This window comes from Ruminococcus albus AD2013, assembly GCF_000526775.1.
Classification (GTDB): domain Bacteria; phylum Bacillota; class Clostridia; order Oscillospirales; family Ruminococcaceae; genus Hominimerdicola; species Hominimerdicola alba_A.
The window spans coordinates 2,911,485-2,928,930 of sequence record NZ_JAGS01000001.1 but is presented as its reverse complement, the minus strand read 5'-3'; the positions used below and the strand labels follow the sequence as shown (position 1 = coordinate 2,928,930).

The 17,446-nt window shown below is 46.3% G+C and carries 12 protein-coding genes; 8 read left to right on the top strand and 4 right to left on the bottom strand.

The window, feature by feature from the left end; all coding sequences use genetic code 11:
• Positions 1–2: 2 nt before the first annotated feature.
• Both N773_RS0113060 and N773_RS0113055 read left to right on the top strand, forming a co-directional pair.
• The gene (locus N773_RS0113060; protein ID WP_024858192.1) at positions 3–1,292 is read left to right on the top strand and encodes an ABC transporter permease; all 1,290 of its coding nucleotides are present in this window, start codon (positions 3–5) and stop codon (positions 1,290–1,292) included.
• Between the two features lie 182 nt (positions 1,293–1,474).
• Positions 1,475–2,632, top strand: a complete 1,158-nt coding sequence (locus N773_RS0113055) for a glycosyl hydrolase family 8 (protein WP_024858191.1) — start codon at positions 1,475–1,477, stop codon at positions 2,630–2,632.
• 423 nt (positions 2,633–3,055) lie between these two features.
• On the opposite strand, the gene glmS is transcribed toward N773_RS0113055, so the two are convergent.
• A complete protein-coding gene (gene glmS, locus N773_RS0113050) occupies positions 3,056–4,894 on the bottom strand; it encodes a glutamine--fructose-6-phosphate transaminase (isomerizing) (RefSeq protein ID WP_024858190.1) in 1,839 nt (612 codons plus the stop codon).
• 1,593 nt (positions 4,895–6,487) lie between these two features.
• Between glmS and N773_RS0113045 the strand changes: the two genes are divergently transcribed.
• Genes N773_RS0113045 through sfsA form a run of 3 tightly spaced genes read left to right on the top strand, consistent with a single transcriptional unit; the run spans position 6,488 to position 9,813 of the window.
• On the top strand, positions 6,488–8,698 hold the full coding sequence (locus N773_RS0113045) for an alpha-galactosidase (protein WP_024858189.1): 2,211 nt from the start codon (positions 6,488–6,490) through the stop codon (positions 8,696–8,698).
• A 4-nt stretch (positions 8,699–8,702) separates the two neighbouring features.
• Positions 8,703–9,122 (top strand): NUDIX hydrolase, encoded by a 420-nt coding sequence (locus N773_RS0113040; protein WP_024858188.1) that lies wholly within the window; start codon positions 8,703–8,705, stop codon positions 9,120–9,122.
• A 25-nt stretch (positions 9,123–9,147) separates the two neighbouring features.
• Positions 9,148–9,813: a DNA/RNA nuclease SfsA gene (sfsA, locus tag N773_RS0113035; RefSeq protein ID WP_024858187.1), complete on the top strand. Its 666-nt coding sequence runs from the start codon at positions 9,148–9,150 to the stop codon at positions 9,811–9,813.
• A 209-nt stretch (positions 9,814–10,022) separates the two neighbouring features.
• Here the strand turns inward: sfsA and N773_RS0113030 are convergent, their stop codons facing one another.
• Positions 10,023–10,877 carry a ParB/RepB/Spo0J family partition protein gene (locus tag N773_RS0113030; RefSeq protein WP_051454288.1) on the bottom strand — a complete coding sequence of 285 codons (855 nt, stop codon included), beginning with the start codon at positions 10,875–10,877 and terminating at the stop codon, positions 10,023–10,025.
• A gap of 409 nt (positions 10,878–11,286) precedes the next feature.
• On the opposite strand from N773_RS0113030, the gene N773_RS0113025 reads away from it, so the two are divergent.
• The 3 genes from N773_RS0113025 (at position 11,287) to N773_RS0113015 (ending at position 14,554) form a co-directional block, all read left to right on the top strand.
• Complete coding sequence (locus N773_RS0113025; RefSeq protein ID WP_024858185.1) at positions 11,287–12,066, top strand: ParA family protein; 780 nt, start codon at positions 11,287–11,289, stop codon at positions 12,064–12,066.
• A gap of 155 nt (positions 12,067–12,221) precedes the next feature.
• On the top strand, positions 12,222–13,142 hold the full coding sequence (locus N773_RS0113020) for a ParB/RepB/Spo0J family partition protein (protein ID WP_024858184.1): 921 nt from the start codon (positions 12,222–12,224) through the stop codon (positions 13,140–13,142).
• Positions 13,143–13,267: 125 nt separating this feature from the next.
• On the top strand, positions 13,268–14,554 hold the full coding sequence (locus tag N773_RS0113015) for a CAP domain-containing protein (protein WP_024858183.1): 1,287 nt from the start codon (positions 13,268–13,270) through the stop codon (positions 14,552–14,554).
• A gap of 833 nt (positions 14,555–15,387) precedes the next feature.
• Here the strand turns inward: N773_RS0113015 and N773_RS0113005 are convergent.
• Positions 15,388–16,158 (bottom strand): AraC family transcriptional regulator, encoded by a 771-nt coding sequence (locus tag N773_RS0113005; protein ID WP_024858181.1) that lies wholly within the window; start codon positions 16,156–16,158, stop codon positions 15,388–15,390.
• 62 nt (positions 16,159–16,220) lie between these two features.
• The gene (locus tag N773_RS0113000; protein WP_024858180.1) at positions 16,221–17,054 is read right to left on the bottom strand and encodes a zinc ribbon domain-containing protein; all 834 of its coding nucleotides are present in this window, start codon (positions 17,052–17,054) and stop codon (positions 16,221–16,223) included.
• Positions 17,055–17,446 lie beyond the last annotated feature (392 nt).

Genomic DNA, 17,446 nt, shown 5'->3' with positions numbered 1-17,446 from the left:
CTATGATAGAAAACGTTAGGCTCTCCCTCCAGGGAATACTGAGCCACAAGATACGTTCATTCCTGACAATGCTGGGCATTATCATCGGTATTGCGGCTATAATCGCCATAGTATCGACTATCGAGGGAACGAACGAACAGATAAAGAACAACCTTATCGGCGCGGGAAACAATACTGTTAAGATATCGCTGATGCAGGGCGATACCGAAGCCGATTTCGCCTGGTCGCCTGTACCTGATAATATCAGGGTGGTATCCGAGGAGAGCAAGAAGAGGATAGTTGACCTTAAAGAGGTTGAGAGCTGTACTCTTTACCGCACAAGAGAAACTATCGATAACCTGTTCTATCTCAACAAGAAGATAGATTCATCTATCATCTACGGTATCGACAGCGATTATTTTTCAACAATGGGTTACGAGATAGCCGAGGGTATGGGCTTTTCCGAAAAGCAGTACACGGATTTCTCCAAAGTTGCGATAATCGATACAAATATGCAGAGAGGTATATTCGAGGGTGAGAACCCCATCGGAAAGATACTCGATATCAACGGCGAGCCTTTCAGGATAATAGGCGTTGCCTGCAAGCGTACAGGATTTGAGCCTGTTATCAACAATGTTGAAGACTACTTCACCTATAACCGTTCTTCCAGCGGACTGATATTCATACCCACCGATGACTGGGGTATAATCTTCCGCTATGACGAGCCACAGAACTGTGTTGTACGCGCAAAGGATACCGACAGTATGACAGGTGCGGGCAAGAAGACAGCGGATATACTCAATGAGAATATCCGTAAGCAGTCTGCGGGTTCTGAGCAGAAATCAGCTGAGAGCGTTGCCAATACCCTTGAATACAAGAGCGAAAGCCTGCTGGAACAGGCGAAGAAGCTTCAGGACCTTTCAAAATCCACAAACCAGATGCTTATATGGATAGCGGGCATATCCCTGCTGGTCGGCGGTATCGGCGTTATGAACATAATGCTGGTATCCGTTACCGAGCGTACCCGCGAGATAGGTCTTAAAAAGGCTCTTGGCGCAAGAAAGAAGCGCATACTCGCACAGTTCCTTACAGAAGCCTCAGTACTTACCACCATAGGCGGTGTACTGGGCGTACTGATAGGCATAGGCTTATCAAAAGTAATTGCGAATATCGCAGAAGTTCCTGTATCTATATCCACACCTGCGATCATCGTATCCGTTGCATTCTCTATGGTAGTCGGTATCGTCTTCGGACTTATACCCAGCATAAAGGCTGCAAATCTCAATCCTATCGATGCACTCCGCTATGAATGATAAATTTTTTCCCAAGTACAAACAGAGACTGTCGCTTATGCGGCGGTCTTTGTTTGTATATATCACTTTGCGGCAGCTGTATTTTTTTGTCAAAAATGGGAAATCAGAAGCAATTTTTGGGTAGACTTTGAGAACCCATCATGCTAAAATCATAGTAATGAAAATCAACACGGAGGTGCAGGATGGAAAACAGAAAATACCGCAATGCGTTTGCAGAGATAGGAAAAACAGATGAAGAGATATCAGCAAGGCTGAATGAAATCGTACAGGAATTTTTCTGCGGTGAGGACAGCTTTTATCACGAAGACGGTGATACAGGCTATTTTGAGGATACAGGAAACCACGATGCAAGAACAGAGGGAATGTCCTACGGCATGATGATGGCTGTTCAGCTGGATAAAAAGGATATCTTCGATAAGATATGGAAATGGTCAAAGAAGTATATGTACCTGACAGAGGGCGATAACGAGGGCTATTTCAGATGGTCATGCGGCGTTGACGGCAAAAGTTTTGCCGAGGGTCCCGCACCCGACGGTGAGGAATTCTACGCTATGGCACTGTTTTTCGCTTCCCACAGATGGGGCGACGGCGAAGGCATATTCAACTATTCCCACGAAGCAAAGGAGATACTCCGTGCCTGTGTCCATAAGGGCGAAAACGGCAGGGCAGGTGCACCGATGTGGAACAGGGATAACAAGCTGATACTCTTTGTGCCCGGTTCTGATTTTACTGATGCTTCCTATCATCTGCCCCATTTTTACGAGCTTTTCGCAAAATGGGCTTATGAAGAGGACAGAGATTTCTTCGCACAGGCAGCAAAGGCAAGCCGCGATTACATCGCAAAATCGTGCCACCCTGTTACCGGTATGAATCCCGAATACGGCGAGTTTGACGGTTCACCCATGTCCCGTCCTCTCCCCTGGGCTACCGAAAGACATGACTGGTTCTACAGCGATGCTTACCGCACTGCCGCAAATATCGGTCTTGACAGGTCATGGGGAGGCAAGGACGACCGCCTTGAAGATGCTGTAAGACGTTTGCAGTATACTCTCGGCATCGTAAATAAAAACTCTCCATTCATGACCTATGAGGTGGATGGTACTCCCCTTGATGAACCCGCAAGACACCCTGTGGGTCTGCTTGCAACAACAGCACAGGCATCACTTGCCATAAGCGGACAGCTTTCCCTCGATGCAGAGGATAAATCAGTCCGCCTTGCCGCTGAATGGGTAGAGCGTTTCTGGAACGAACCCCTCCGCAAAGGCGACAGACGTTACTACGATAACTGCCTGTATCTCTTTGCATTCTTAGCCCTCAGCGGAAATTATAAGATATGGTAAATTCACAGGAGACAGCACTCACCCGCTGTCTCCCATTTTTTTATGCCTGCGCAGGTCGGTCTCGGATTGATACAGATGATGGTTTATCTTACAAACTGCGAGCTTTATTGAGGAAGACCCTTTTGAAAAAGGGTCCTCCTCAAACTCCTCCCCGAAAACTTTTAACTCTTTTTGGCAGGGGGCAGACTTCTTTATAAAGTACACCTAGTACGGTCACTTACTTCACTATATAATAATAGCTGCCCCCTGCCAAAAAGAAATAGAAGTCTTTGGAAAGGGGTCTGGGGAATAACCTTTCTTCAGAAAGGTTTTCCCCAGCAGAACCCGCAGTACGCAAGATAAACCATCATCTGCACCGAACTGGGACTGCTCCGCGGGGGCATAAAAACGGCGGACAGAATGTGTATCTGTCCGCCGGAAATATTATTCAACAGTAACGCTCTTAGCAAGGTTTCTGGGCTTGTCAACGTCAAGACCCTTAGCTACCGAGATATAATATCCAAGCAGCTGGAGAGGAACTACCGCAAGGCTTGCGGCGAAAAGCGGGTCGGTCTTGGGAACGTATGCGGTAAAGTCCGCAGTGTCCTCAACACTGTAATTGCCGTAGGAAGTCAGACCCATGATATAAGCACCTCTTGACTTGCACTCAACCATGTTGGAAACTGTCTTCTCAAACAGTTCCTGCTGAGTCAGCACGCTGATAACAAGAGTACCTTCCTCGATAAGGCTGATAGGACCGTGCTTCAGCTCGCCTGCCGCATAAGCCTCCGAGTGGATATAGCTTATCTCTTTCATTTTCAGCGAACCTTCAAGGCTTACTGCGTAGTCGATACCTCTGCCGATGAAGAAAGCATCGCGGATATTTGCAAACTTGGAAGCGAACCACTGTATCCTTTCCTTGTCTTCAAGTATCTTTGCTACCTTGTCGGGAATGGTCTGTATCTCTTCAAGAAGTTCAGCCAGTCTTTCATCGGATATCTCACCGCGTACCTTTGCAAACTGCATAGCCAGCAGATAAGTTGCGATAAGCTGAGTGCTGTATGCCTTGGTTGTCGCAACGGATATCTCGGGACCTGCCAGTGTGTAGAACACGCTGTCGGCTTCACGGGCGATATTCGAGCCTACAACATTTACGATACCCAGTGTCTTTATGCCGTTTTCCTTAGCAAGAGTAAGTGCGGCACGGCTGTCGGCAGTTTCGCCCGACTGACTGATTATTATAACAAGACTGTTCTTGTTGAAAGGAGTCTTTCTGTATCTGAACTCGCTGGCAAGTTCAACCCTCACAGGGATAGTAGTAAGTTCCTCGATAACATACTGCGCCGCAACACCAACATGGTAAGCAGAACCGCAGGCAACTATGTATATCTGAGAAAGTGCCTGTACTTCCTCATCGGTAAGACCGAATTCGGAAAGCACGATATCGCCGTCCTTAACAACGGAGTTTATCGTATCCTTTATAACCTTGGGCTGCTCGTGTATCTCCTTGAGCATGAAGTGCTCATAGCCGCCCTTTTCAGCTGCTTCGGCGTTCCACTTTATCTCGGTGATCTCCTTGGTGATCTCCTCGCGCTCGATATTGTAGAAAGTAACATTGCCCTTTTCAAGCTTTGCTATCTCGTGGTTGCCGATGTAGTATACGTTTCTTGTATATTTCAGTATAGCAGGAACGTCGGAAGCCACATAGGTCTCACCGTTTGCAATACCGATTATCATGGGGCTGTCCTTACGTGCGGTATATATCTCCTGCGGATATTCCTTGAACATAACACAGAGAGCGTAGCTTCCGCGAATACGTATCATAGCTCTTGCGATGGAATCAACAGGACCCTCGCCGTACTTGCGGTAGTAGTAATCGATAAGCTTTACAGCTACCTCGGTATCGGTCTGCGATTTAAAAGTATATCCTGCCTTTACCAGCTTGTCGCGGAGTTCCTGATAATTCTCAATGATACCGTTATGTACAGCGATAACATTTTCATCATCGGTAGCATGAGGGTGAGCATTAAGTGCGGAGGGTTCGCCGTGGGTAGCCCATCTGGTATGACCTATACCGCAGCAGCCTTTAACTGCCTTGCCGCCGTCTGTCATATTTATAAGAACTTCCAGCTTGCCTTTTTCCTTAATTATCTCGGTATCGTTCCCGCCGTCGCGAACAGCTATACCTGCGGAATCGTAACCTCTGTATTCAAGCTTGGAAAGTCCGTCAAGCAGCACGGGAGCAGCCTGATGGTCACCTGTAAAACCAACAATACCACACATTATATATTACCTCCAATATACGGTTTTATTTCTTTTAATATGGTAAACAATATCCAGATTAATTATATCAGATAATAAACTAACTGTCAATAGTTTGATATACGTTTCGGATGTAATAAATTATATATAAAGACAGATTTCGGCGATTTCGCGGCAGCAAACCGGCGCACCGGACAAACTATGACGCGAAGAGAGCTTTTGGTCAAGCTTTTCGCGAAAAGCTTGCGGAGAGCTCGAGAGGCAGAGCCTCTCGGTCAAGGCGCAAAAGCGACGTGAAAATAGTGCTGTAAATAGCCCAACAAACTACCGACCAACAAGGCGCGGCAATAATCAAAAATCGAGCGTGTGCAAAGCTTATACCACGCACAAACTATGTGCGGAGATATTGCCGCGCCTGAAATCAACGGCGATAGCTCGTTGATTTCTCGACCCGACGGCGCTGCCGACGCAGTCGCAGCTGAGGGGCGAAAACTCGCAAAGCTACGTCCCAAAACAAACACATCGACAAGCCCAACTACCCCCGCCCCCAATAATCAAGAACATCTATCTATGACATGATCTGCAAGAAGTGCTTCACTCTTATCTGACGTACTGCGTTATCAGGTCGCCCCTGTCGGGTCGAGCCGTCAAAAACGCTTACGCTGTTTGACGGCGGGCGCGGGCAATATTTACGCGGGTAGTTTGTGCGGGGCTTTAGTTTTGCTCACGCTCGGAGTTTTCGGATTGCCCGCGCTCTATTGGTCGGAAGTTTGTATCGCTATTTATCGCTTTGTTGCCGCGTCGCTTTTGCGCCTTGAGTTGAGGGCTCTGCCCTCAAACTCCCGCAAGCCTTTCGCGAAAGGCTTGAGCCAAAGCTCTTCTCCTTGGCATTCTATCCTAAGTACAGCTACGTTATCTTCCTGCCAACAATTATGAATTGTGAATTATGAATTATAAATTAAAATAAGGTTTATTTCCATGCTTATTTTCTTGTCAACCCCTATTTAAAACTTCTATGTTTTACACAACCCCATTTAAGTTCTTTTGTTTATCCAACTATACAAACTATTTAATCTATATCTTCCAAACCCCTATGTTCAGGGAAATTTCCCCATCTGTTACAGTTTTTTGTTACTATTCTCCCCTGTTAAGTAACAAATGGTTAAAAAACGGTAACAAGAACTTTTTTGGACAGTTAAAACTCAACACCCCAGTTTTCAAAATTGTTGAAAACTCTGTTGAAACTGTTGAAAAGAGGGTGTATAAACTGCTATAACCCATTTTTATTGTTGAAAACTTTTCCCCTTTCAACAATCGTCCCATTTTTCTCCCTTGAGTGTTACCAAGTTGTAATCAAAGAGTTACACAGCCTGTCCCAAAAGACGTACTTCAAACCCCCATCGTCAAATTGACATCAGTATTCAACTGTAATAAAACAGTAATAAAAATGACATTCCGTTAACGCCCGAAAATCCCATTTTTGGGCGTTTTTACGCCACTTTACAAAAAATTCACAAAATAAATTCTACCTTAAATCGATTACAGCTGTTGAAAATCCTGTGGATTTCTGGTACAATTGTGAAAACGATAATTTTATTATACGGAGGTACCATCATGAGTATAACCTACAACGAAAAATCCCGCTCTTTCAAACTTCGTGCCAATAACACCGACTATATGTTCAAGGTGATAAACGGCGAATATCTCGGTCACGTTTACTACGGCAAAAAAGTCCCCGATGAGGATATGGACTGGCTGCTGCGCCTTGATGAAAGCCCCTTCACCCCCGAGACCAACAACCGCGACAGGGCAGTATATCTCGATACCACACCTTTTGAATACCCCTGCTTCGGTATCGGCGACTACCGCGAAAGTGCCCTGAAGATCCTCGACAGCGATGGTATGTCCACCTGCGACCTCAGATACGTTTCCCATAAAATATATGACGGCAAACCCGCTCTTGAAGGTCTGCCCGCAACTTTCACCACCGAAAAAAGCCCCGCTCAGACTCTTGAAGTCACCATGCTTGATGCCCACACAGGGCTCGAAGCTGTGCTGGTATATTCGATATTTGAAAATCTCGATGCCATCACCCGCTCGGTGAGATTCAGGAATACCTCGAACAAGCCCCTGAAACTCACCCGCGCCATTTCCGCCTGTGTTGAATTCGATACCGATAAATTCGATATGATAACCCTCAACGGTTCATGGGCGAGAGAACGCCACATCGAACGCGCTCCCCTTCACCACGGCAAGCAAAGCATCGATTCCTGCCGCGGCGAATCCTCCCACCAGAACAACCCCTTCGCCGCCCTCTGCGAACACAACGCCGATGAAGATATGGGCGAGGTGTTCGGTTTCAACTTTGTCTACTCGGGAAATTTCATCGCTCAGGCAGAAGTCACACAGCACAAAAAGACCCGCTTCGTTATGGGCATAAATCCCCTCGATTTTGAATGGCTCCTTGAATCGGGCGAAACTTTCACCGCCCCCGAAGTTGTTATGGTACACTCCGATGAGGGCATAGGCAAAATGTCCAGAATTTTCCATGACCTCTACCGCGAGAACCTTATCCGCGGCGAGTACAAAAACAAACGCCGCCCCATACTTATTAACAACTGGGAAGCTACCTACTTTGATTTCAACACCGATAAGATACTCTCCATCGCAAAGGAAGCTTCAAAGCTGGGTATTGAAATGCTTGTGCTTGATGACGGCTGGTTCGGTCACAGGGATTCCGATAATTCCTCTCTGGGCGACTGGTTCGTTTACGAAAAGAAACTCCAAGGCGGCTTGAAGCACCTCGTTGACGAAGTCAACAAACTGGGCATGAAGTTCGGTCTATGGTTTGAACCCGAAATGGTCTCCCCCGATTCCGACCTCTACCGCGCCCACCCCGACTGGGCTATACAGATAAAGGGCAGAGATATGACCCTCTGCCGTGAGCAGTACGTCCTCGATTACTCCCGCAAGGAAGTCCGCGACTACGTATACTCCATGATGAAGAATATTCTCGACAACGCCAACATCGAGTATATCAAATGGGATATGAACCGCCAGCTGACAGAAGTCGGTTCAGCCGCACTCCCCGCCGAAAGACAGCGCGAACTCTGGCACAGATACGTCCTGGGTGTCTACGACCTTATGGGCAGACTCACCACCGATTATCCTCATATCCTGTTGGAAAACTGCTCGGGCGGCGGCGCAAGGTTCGACCCGGGTATACTCTATTTCTCACCGCAGATATGGTGCTCCGATGATACCGATGCCATCGAGCGCCTGAAAATACAGCACGGTACTTCCATATGCTACCCCTGTTCGACGATGGGTGCACACGTTTCCGACTGCCCCAACCATACCGTCGGCAGAAACACTCCTTTCAGAACAAGGGGGCACGTTGCCATGGTGGGAACTTTCGGCTACGAACTTGATGTCACCCGTATCCCGCAGGAAGACAGGGATATGATACCCGCCCAGATTGAGGAATTCAAAAAGTACAATCCTCTCGTCCGCACAGGCGACCACTACCGCATAGGCAATATGTTCGAGGATAATACATGGGATGCATGGATGTTCGTTGCAAAGGACAAGAGCGAAGCCCTGTTCGAGTTCGTGCAGGTAATGGCAAGACCCAATATGCGCTCCCGCCGCATAAAGCTGAAAGGTCTCGACCCCGATGCTTACTACTATGAGGAAAGCGAACCCGATAAGCTGATATCAGGTGCGGCACTTATGAACGCAGGTATCAACTGTGCAAAAGCATGGGGTGCCGACGGCATAAGCGGCGACTACTCCTCGAAGATACTACATTTTATAAGGAAGTGACCCCATGGTACAAGGATACAACTGCATGATAGTTCTCTCCCCCGAGGGCGACGAGTGGCTGATGTGCAAACGCAGAAAAGACCCCTACAAAGGGCTGTACAATCTGGTGGGCGGAAAGATAGAAAAAGGCGAAGATGGCGAACACGCCGCCTACCGCGAGCTTTTTGAAGAAACTTCCATCACCCGCGAACAGATAACCTTAGAACGCCTTATGACTTTCGATTACCCAATGGACGGCTGTTATGTGGAAGTCTGGGCTGGTCAGCTGAGTCAGCCCACCGAAGTCAGCGGCGATGAAAATGACCTCGAATGGCTTCCCTTAACCGAAGATTTTTTCGATATGAAAAAGTATGCAGGTGAAGGCAACATCGGTCATATGTTCGAGATACTGAAACTCCACCCCGAGCGATACCATATTAAATAACAGTCCCACTTTGAAAGGAACAAAGATGACATACCCGAACATTATCAAAGCCGAATTCCTGTCCCGCACCAACCGTTTTATAGCCGAGGTAAATGTTGACGGAAATCAGGAGACCGTCCATGTGAAAAACACTGGACGATGCAAGGAACTGCTGATACCGGGCTGTGAAGTCTGGCTGACCGAACCGGGCACCCCGAACAGAAAAACAAGATACGACCTTGTGGCAGTCAAAAAAAGTACAGGCGTACTTTTCAACATCGACAGTCAGGCGCCAAATAAAGTTATGCGTGAATGGCTGGATACTCAGGGCTATGACAAGGTGATACCCGAATTCACCTACGGCGATTCAAGGATAGATTTTTATATGGAGCGGGGAGAGGACAAATATCTTCTTGAAGTCAAAGGCTGTACACTGGAGATAGACGGTGTGGGCTACTTTCCCGATGCACCCACCGAGAGAGGTGTGAAGCATATCCGTGAACTGATAAAAGCGAAGTCCGCGGGCTACAATGCCGCCATCGGATTTGTGATACAGATGGACGGCGTAAAAGAAGTCCGCCCAAACACTGCAACCCACCCCGAATTCGCAACCGCCATCGAAGAAGCAAAAGCCGCAGGGGTCAAAGTGCTGTTTTTCACCTGCCACACCGAACCCGACTCCCTGACCATCGCAGGAATGACAGAAGCCTGAAAAACACCGACAGGAAATTTTCAACCTGTCGGTGTTCTTTATGTTGAAAACTCTGCGTGTTTTCGTGACGATATGACTTTGAAAATAAAATGTTCCACGTGGAACATTTCTCAACATCACGAACACCGCAACGTTGAAAACTCCCGCCCAAAAGCAGACCCATTTTCGCACCCAGATTTTTCAACACCCCAGCCCCGAACTGTTGAAAATCAGCCCCCTGAATTTTTGATCGTTATGGTATACTCTATGCAGTCTTCCCTGTCGATGCGTTTTGCAGTTGCGTCAACGCCTGCAAGTTTCATGACCTCCATTGCCTTGTTGACGGAGTTGAAAAACAGCCTGACATCTTTCAGCATGACGGCGCGTTTTTCATAGCTCGATTTTTTCAGTTCTTCCCTTTCAAGTCGGGCTATGTATTTTTCCAAAGCGTCAACTGTCCAGCCGCCCTCGATAGTTTTCGCAAGCACTACTTTTCTCTGTTCGTCATCTGCAAGTTTTAAAAGCGCTCTGGCGTGACGTTCTGTCAAACCGTGTTCGATAATAAGCTGCTGTTCTTCACGGCTGAGTTTCAAAAGTCTGAGCTTGTTGGCAATGGTAGACTGTGCCATGCCCAGCTTGATGGAAACTTCTTCCCGCGTGACTTCCCCGCCGTCGATAAGTGCGCTGATGGCTATTGCTTCTTCAAAACAGTTAAGGTCGCTGCGCTGGATATTTTCAAGCAAAGCCAGCACCGCCGACCTTCCGCGGTCAGCTTTGATAATGATACACGGAACGGTTTTCAGCCCCGCAAGCTTCGCCGCCCTTAGTCTTCGCTCGCCCGATATCAGTTCAATATTTTCATCGCTCCGTCTTACCGTCAGCGGCTGTATAATACCGTTGGCGGTTATGCTTTTTGCAAGGGACGTCAGTTCTTCGGCTGAAAAATGTTTCCGCGGCTGAGACGGGTTCGGTCTTATATCGCCGATGTTTATTTCAACTACTTTTCCCAGTTCCCGCAATTCTTCTTCGGGACTTTCCTGCATCTCCACAAAAGCCTTTGTGATAAAATCCGTTATCCTGTTCATCATCGCTCCTCCTTTTCATTAAGAAGATTGTACCACAGCCGCGGCAGATTTTCCATATACTTATACGGAGAATATTTCGTTTTTTGCCGACAGATTAATACCCTTGTCTTTTCAGTGTGACATCATTCACTTTTTTTGGCGGAACGTTTGTCGATTGAAATAAATAAACGTCAGCATAAAATGTTCCACGTGGAACAATTTAACTCACTAAAATCAAAGCACGACAAAATGTTCCACGTGGAACAATCTTCTCACTAAAATCAAAGCACGGCAAAATGTTCCACGTGGAACATTTACAGAAGGATATATAATAGTACGTGCAAAACGCAGAAATTTTCAAAAAGGGGTTTTCAAATCAGCAAAAATGTTGTATAATAAAAACACGAATTATTCTGAAAGAGGAGATACTATGGGTAAGATAATTGCCGTTTCAAATCAGAAAGGCGGCGTGGGAAAATCCACGACGGTCTGCAACCTTGCCGCAGTTTTCGGTGCAAGGGGAGAAAAGGTCCTTATTATAGATTTTGACCCGCAGGGCAACACCACCACAAGCTATGGTATACAAAAAAGAAGCATACGCAATACCGTGTATGATGTGCTGATGGGGGATTGTTCTCTGTTTGAAGCTGTGTGTGCAACTGCTTTCAGGGGGGTGTCGGTAGTGCCGACAACTCAGGAGTTGGCGGGTGCGGCTGTTCAGCTGATGACTATGGAAAACAGGGCTTATCAGCTGAGAAATCAGCTGAAAGAAGCTAAGGCATTCTATGACCGCATACTTATCGACTGTCCGCCGACGCTGGATATGCTGACGATAAATGCGCTTGTGGCGGCTGACTCGGTGCTGATACCTTTGCAGTGTGAATTTCTCTCGCTGGAAGGTCTGGTGGAGTTACATAACACCATCGACAGAGTGAAGCAGACATGGAACAAGTCGCTGATAATCGAGGGTATACTTTTCACCATGTGCGTTGACAGGTACAAGATAACAGGGCAGATAGTAAGCGAAGTCAAAAAGCATTTTCCAAAGGAAGTTTTTTCAACTTCAATACCGAGAAATGTTGCACTGTCCGAGGCACCTAGTTTTGGTCAGCCTGCCATATACTACGATAAAAAAGCCAAGGGTTCAAAGGCATATGAAGAACTGGCAAAGGAAATTCTGAAACGCGAAAAGAAGCGTAAGGACAAATAATTTTTGTGACATTAGAAAATTGTTCCACGTGGAACAATTATGTAGCGGAGTTCAAGAACATGAAAATGTTCCACGTGGAACATTTTCACAGGAACGAAAATCAGCAAGAAAAAATGATATTATGACCTGCAAAGCGATACAGAAAGGATAAATAAATGGCAAAGAAAAACAGAATGGGTTCGGGACTTGATATGCTGTTTGCAGAAAACACTCAGCCCGAAATAAGTGCTGCCCCCGAAAAGGAAAGCAGCAACGGCATTACTATGGTAAAGGTCACTCTGCTTGAACCTAACAAGGATCAGCCGCGAGTGATATTTGATGATGATAAGCTTTCCGAACTGGCGGACAGTATAAAGGAGAACGGCGTGCTTCAGCCGATACTTGCAAGACCTCTCGAAAACGGCGGCTATCAGATAGTTGCGGGCGAGAGAAGATGGAGGGCTTCAAGACTGGCGGGTCTGACGGAAGTGCCTGTATACATAAAGGAACTTGACGACAGACAGACCATGCAGATGGCGCTGATTGAAAATATACAGAGGGCGGATCTTTCGCCTATTGAAGAAGCTAAGGCTTACAAAAATCTGATGGACAGTTACAGAATGACACAGGCAGAGCTGGCAAAGGCGGTAGGAAAGTCCCGCTCGGCGGTGGCGAATTCCCTTAGACTGCTTGACCTTACTGACGAAGTCAGTGACATGGTGGACAGAGGTGAGATATCCTTTGGTCATGCGAAAGTGCTTTTGGGACGAGATAAAAAAGATCAGAAAGAACTTGCAAAGCTGGTCGTCGAAAAAGGGCTTTCGGTAAGAGAGTTGGAAGACGAGATAAAAAATATTGAGCTTCGTGCAAAAAAAGAAGAAGCGGCACTCAAAAAAAATATGCGGGAAAAATCTGTTAAAAAGTTCAGACCTTTCCTGTATGAGTTTGTGATGTCTGTAAATGTTTTATCTCCGTGTGATGTAAAAGCTAAGGAAGAACGTGACGGCGGAGTAAAGGTTGAACTGATGATACCTAAAGAAGCTGATGCTGAAGCGATACTTTCAAAACTGGGTGACCTGCTTACGGAAGAAATTTAAATATCAGGGATATCCCGTTTTTGAAAACGGTGCGAAAGGGCTTGACAAAACTTCGGTCAAGGAGTATAATTAATTGTTGTCAGAAGATAAGAAATTTTTGTAAATTAAGGATAGAAGGACAAGTTATGAATTTAAAGAAAGCAGCAAACGTAAAAAACATCATCTGTCTGGCGGTAGTAGCAGCGCTGGGTGTTGGTATAATTGTCGTTGAGAAAAAGGGCGGCAAGGATATCAAGTCAAAGAATGACAGCAAGTCATCTAGCAGCAGTTCATCAAAGGGTGAAACTGTTATCGGTGAGGACGGCCGTGAGAAAGTGATACTTTCGGCAGAGATACCCGAGCTTAGCTGTGAGTCCATCGATTTCGGCGAAAATGTAGTATTTGCTGATACCGAGGGTAATTACTCCTTTATGGAAAACGGCAGCAGTGTCAAAGACATAGCTGTTCAGGATGACAGCGGTGCTGAGATAGTGTTCTCGAAAGAGGACGGCAAGCTGGTACTGACGAGAGACGATCAGCCTGCGGCCGGATTTGTTTATGAAAATCACATGATCGAACTGAAAGACGGCAAGCTGTACATTGACAGCAGTCCTGTTGAATACAAGGCTACGTCATTTTCATCATACAGACTCAGCAAGGATTACGTTATTGAGTGTACAGATAAGGGCAAGTACAGGCTGAAAGACAACGACGGCAAGATCACCGATGAATGCGAGCTGAAAGACAGCACAGGCGCTAAGATAAAGATCAAGGCTGACGATGAGGGCTTCTACACCGAGGGTGTGAACGATGGTCTGTTTTACAATGTATACAGGCTAGGTGATGATCTGCTGACGACATCGTGGAGCAATGTGCTTTACATCAACGGACAGGAGCTTGTGCCTTACGGTTACACGGATGATTATGTAAATCCCGATATCAAGGTAGATATCGACAAGGTGGATATTGAAGCTAAGAGACCTCCGATAGATTACGGTGCAGCGGCTACGGCTAACGGTGATATAAGTGCGCTTACCGAAGAGATGCTGGGTTATGTCAACGAGATAAGGAAGCAGTACGATATGCCTATGGTATACGGACTTGACGAGTTGGACAAGGCATCGCAGGTAAGGGCTGATGAACTGGCACAGGATTACAGTCACACAAGACCCGGTGAAGATGGGAATGCATACAACACGGTGCTGACAGATGAGGGACTTATCTGGTGGCGCAGTGGTGAGAACATTGCTAAGGGCGGCAGCAATGCAAGGGAAGTATTTGACAGCTGGATAAGCTCGGAAAAGCACAGGGCAGTTATACTTGACCCTGATATGAAGTATCTATCTTTGGCGAAGTCTGAGGGTGATGGTGAGAATTACTGGGAGCTTCTGATGTTCAACGATTGTTATGTACCTGTTGAGGGAGCGGAATAAATTTAATTCATAATTCATAATTCATAATTCATAATTCATAATTCATAATTGTTGGCAGGGCAACAACAAAGTTGGGTAAGAATGCCAAGGAGAAGAGCTTTTGGTCAAGCTTTTCGCGAAAAGCTTGCGGGGAGTTTGAGGGGCGGAGTCTCTCGGTCAAGGAGCAAAAGCAAAATGCACAGCAAGCAATAATAGCACAGCAAACTTCCGACCAACAAGGCGCGGCAATAACGAAATTCAGAGCGTGGACAAATCAAATGTCCACGCTCTTTCTTTGTGCGTAAAATTATTGCCGCGCCTGTCATCGGACAGCGACAGCGTTTCCGATGACTCGACCCGAACGAAGAGAGGGGCGAAAACTCACAAACCAATGTCCCGAAATCAAACCATCGACCAGCCCAACAAAACACCGTCCCCAAATTATAATCCAGCTATCTGTTATATGGACTTCAAGAGTGCGGCACTCTTGTCCCAAGTACTGCGGAATCAGATCGCCCCTTGCGGGTCGAGAAATCAACGAGCTATCGCCGTTGATTTCGGGCGCGGCAATAATTTACGGACGCCGAAAAAGAGCGTGGACGGTTGATTGTCCACGCTCGGAATACTCTTATTGCCGCGCCTATTTTTGACAGGGCGGTTAGTTTGATTTGCTGTTTATTGCTTTATTGCTACGTTAGTTTTGTGCCTTGAATTGAGGGCTCTGCCCTCAAACTCCCGCAAGCCTGCTAGCGCGAGGCTTGACCGCGCGCTTTGTCTCTTTGGCATTCTTACCCAACTTCGTGGTTGCCCTGCCAACAATTATGAATTATGAATTATGAATTATGAATTTACCTTCACACTACGGAGTTATTCTTCCTCCACTCACTTGGTGAGAGGGTAGTGGATTGTTTGAACTGTCTTGAAAAATGCACGGCGTTTTTATAGCCGCAGGTAAATGCGATATCCTCAACAGTTCTATCTGTATATGCGAGGTAATGCTTCGCTGATTCGATACGGCTGTTGATAACGTCTGCATTACAGGTAACACCAAAAGCTTTTTTATACAGCAGATGGAGATAAGGTTCACTGACACTTATCAGGTGTGCCATTTTTTCAACGCTCCATTCCTCTGCTGGCTGGGCATATATCCTGCGGCGCAGGTCGAGGAGTTCGCGGTAATGTACTATGCCTGAATCCTCCTGCTTGCCGTTTTCCGAAAAAACTTCTGAAAGCAGTGCTTTGATGAGAAAGCCTGCTGTCTGGAGATTATTTCTTCTGTAATAGCAATCAGCGATAAGTGTGAAATAGCTTGCAACGTCGATGGATTCGCCGATAAATATAGGTGTATCGTACCTGATATCGACACCCGATGATATATCCTCGCTGCATTCAAACTGTATCCAGTCGTTGATATACTCATCATCGCAGGCTTTATAATACTGCGGTGAATTTTTATCATATATTATAAACGTGTTGGGTTCAACATTTATGGTCTCGCCGTTTATCACGAATACTGCCTTGGTCTTGACAAATAGCATGAGGTGACCCTCATAGCCGCGGGGCTGATCCAATACAAAATTTCCGTCATGCTTACAACTGCAGCCCATACGGTTGATATAAAACATTTACTTCCTCCTTGAAATGAAAATCGGAGCATTTTCATGCTCCGATAATTGTTCTGCGATCATCAGAATATATCATCAGTAACAGTGATAACAGCTGCGTTCTTCTTTGCACTGTTATCCTTGAATATCTGCTTTCTGAACAGTACAAATACGTCCACGAGTATCACCGCGATTATCAGGATGAAAAGTATCAGGGGAGCAAAGCTCTTTTTACCCGGTTTTACTCCGTTCTGGGGAACGTTGTTTATGGGCGCATTATTTATCGGCACATTATTCTGGGGGAACTGGTTCTGCTGATACTGATTGTTCTGCTGGAACTGGTTCTGGGGCTGTACAGGCTGCTGCTGGAACTGATTTGTCTGCTGGTACTGGTTCTGAGGCTGTACAGGCTGCTGATACTGATTAGTCTGCTGGTACTGATTCTGGGGCTGCACGGGCTGCTGATACTGGGGCTGCGGTGCAGGCTGAGGTATCGGCGCGGGTGCGGGAGTTGGTATTGGTGCAGGAGCGGGTGCAGGCTTAGCCATCTGTACCGGCTTTGGCTTTGGTGCAGGTTCCTGACCGGGCATGAATATGCTGTCCATAGTGGGCATATCAGCCTTATTGGGCTCCTCATTCTGGAGCATATCATCAGTTATAACAGGTATCTCAACAGCGTCCATAGTAGGATTTTTAAGAGCTTCCTGCTGCTTTGCGAGTTCCTCGGCAGCGGTGGTATCCTGTGGTACGCTTACGGGAGTTCCGCATATATTGCATACTTTTGTATTTTCAAGTAAAGTATTTCCGCATACGGGGCATATCTTCTGCTTTATTGTAACAGGCAGCTTGCAGCCGCAGGTATTACAAAAAGCCTGACCTTCCTCATATGGAAAATTACATTCGGGACAATTCGGCATAATTGTTCTCCTTTCATTACTACCTATTTATATATAACGTTTGTAACATTTCAGACATTTATATACAATAATATAATACCTCATTTTTATCTCTTTGTCAAGCACTATTTTACATTTTCTATAATCAATTACCCATCAATATCCTTTTGCGGTATGTTGGCTTTCTGTACAGAACGTTTGCGGGATCCATTGAGGGAAACCCTTTTGAAAAAGGGATTTCCCTCAAACTCCTTTCCGAAAACTTCTATTTCTTTTTGGCAGGGGGCAGCTACACTAATAAAAGCGCAGTATGTTATCGTACTGCGCTTTCTTTATTAATATGTCTGCCCCCTGCCAAAAAGAGGCAAAAGTCTTTGGAAAGGAGTCCAGCATGACTTCGTGATGCTTGGGAA

Excerpts from the sequence above, each read along its gene's own strand:
- N773_RS0113060 (WP_024858192.1), top strand. The coding sequence starts at position 3 with ATGATAGAAAACGTTAGGCTCTCCCTCCAGGGAATACTGAGCCACAAG.
- N773_RS0113030 (WP_051454288.1), bottom strand. The coding sequence starts at position 10,877 with ATGAACAGGATAACGGATTTTATCACAAAGGCTTTTGTGGAGATGCAG.
- glmS (WP_024858190.1), bottom strand. The coding sequence starts at position 4,894 with ATGTGTGGTATTGTTGGTTTTACAGGTGACCATCAGGCTGCTCCCGTG.
- N773_RS0113005 (WP_024858181.1), bottom strand. The coding sequence starts at position 16,158 with ATGTTTTATATCAACCGTATGGGCTGCAGTTGTAAGCATGACGGAAAT.
- N773_RS0113040 (WP_024858188.1), top strand. The coding sequence starts at position 8,703 with ATGGTACAAGGATACAACTGCATGATAGTTCTCTCCCCCGAGGGCGAC.
- N773_RS0113020 (WP_024858184.1), top strand. The coding sequence starts at position 12,222 with ATGGCAAAGAAAAACAGAATGGGTTCGGGACTTGATATGCTGTTTGCA.
- N773_RS0113055 (WP_024858191.1), top strand. The coding sequence starts at position 1,475 with ATGGAAAACAGAAAATACCGCAATGCGTTTGCAGAGATAGGAAAAACA.
- N773_RS0113015 (WP_024858183.1), top strand. The coding sequence starts at position 13,268 with ATGAATTTAAAGAAAGCAGCAAACGTAAAAAACATCATCTGTCTGGCG.
- sfsA (WP_024858187.1), top strand. The coding sequence starts at position 9,148 with ATGACATACCCGAACATTATCAAAGCCGAATTCCTGTCCCGCACCAAC.
- N773_RS0113045 (WP_024858189.1), top strand. The coding sequence starts at position 6,488 with ATGAGTATAACCTACAACGAAAAATCCCGCTCTTTCAAACTTCGTGCC.
- N773_RS0113025 (WP_024858185.1), top strand. The coding sequence starts at position 11,287 with ATGGGTAAGATAATTGCCGTTTCAAATCAGAAAGGCGGCGTGGGAAAA.
- N773_RS0113000 (WP_024858180.1), bottom strand. The coding sequence starts at position 17,054 with ATGCCGAATTGTCCCGAATGTAATTTTCCATATGAGGAAGGTCAGGCT.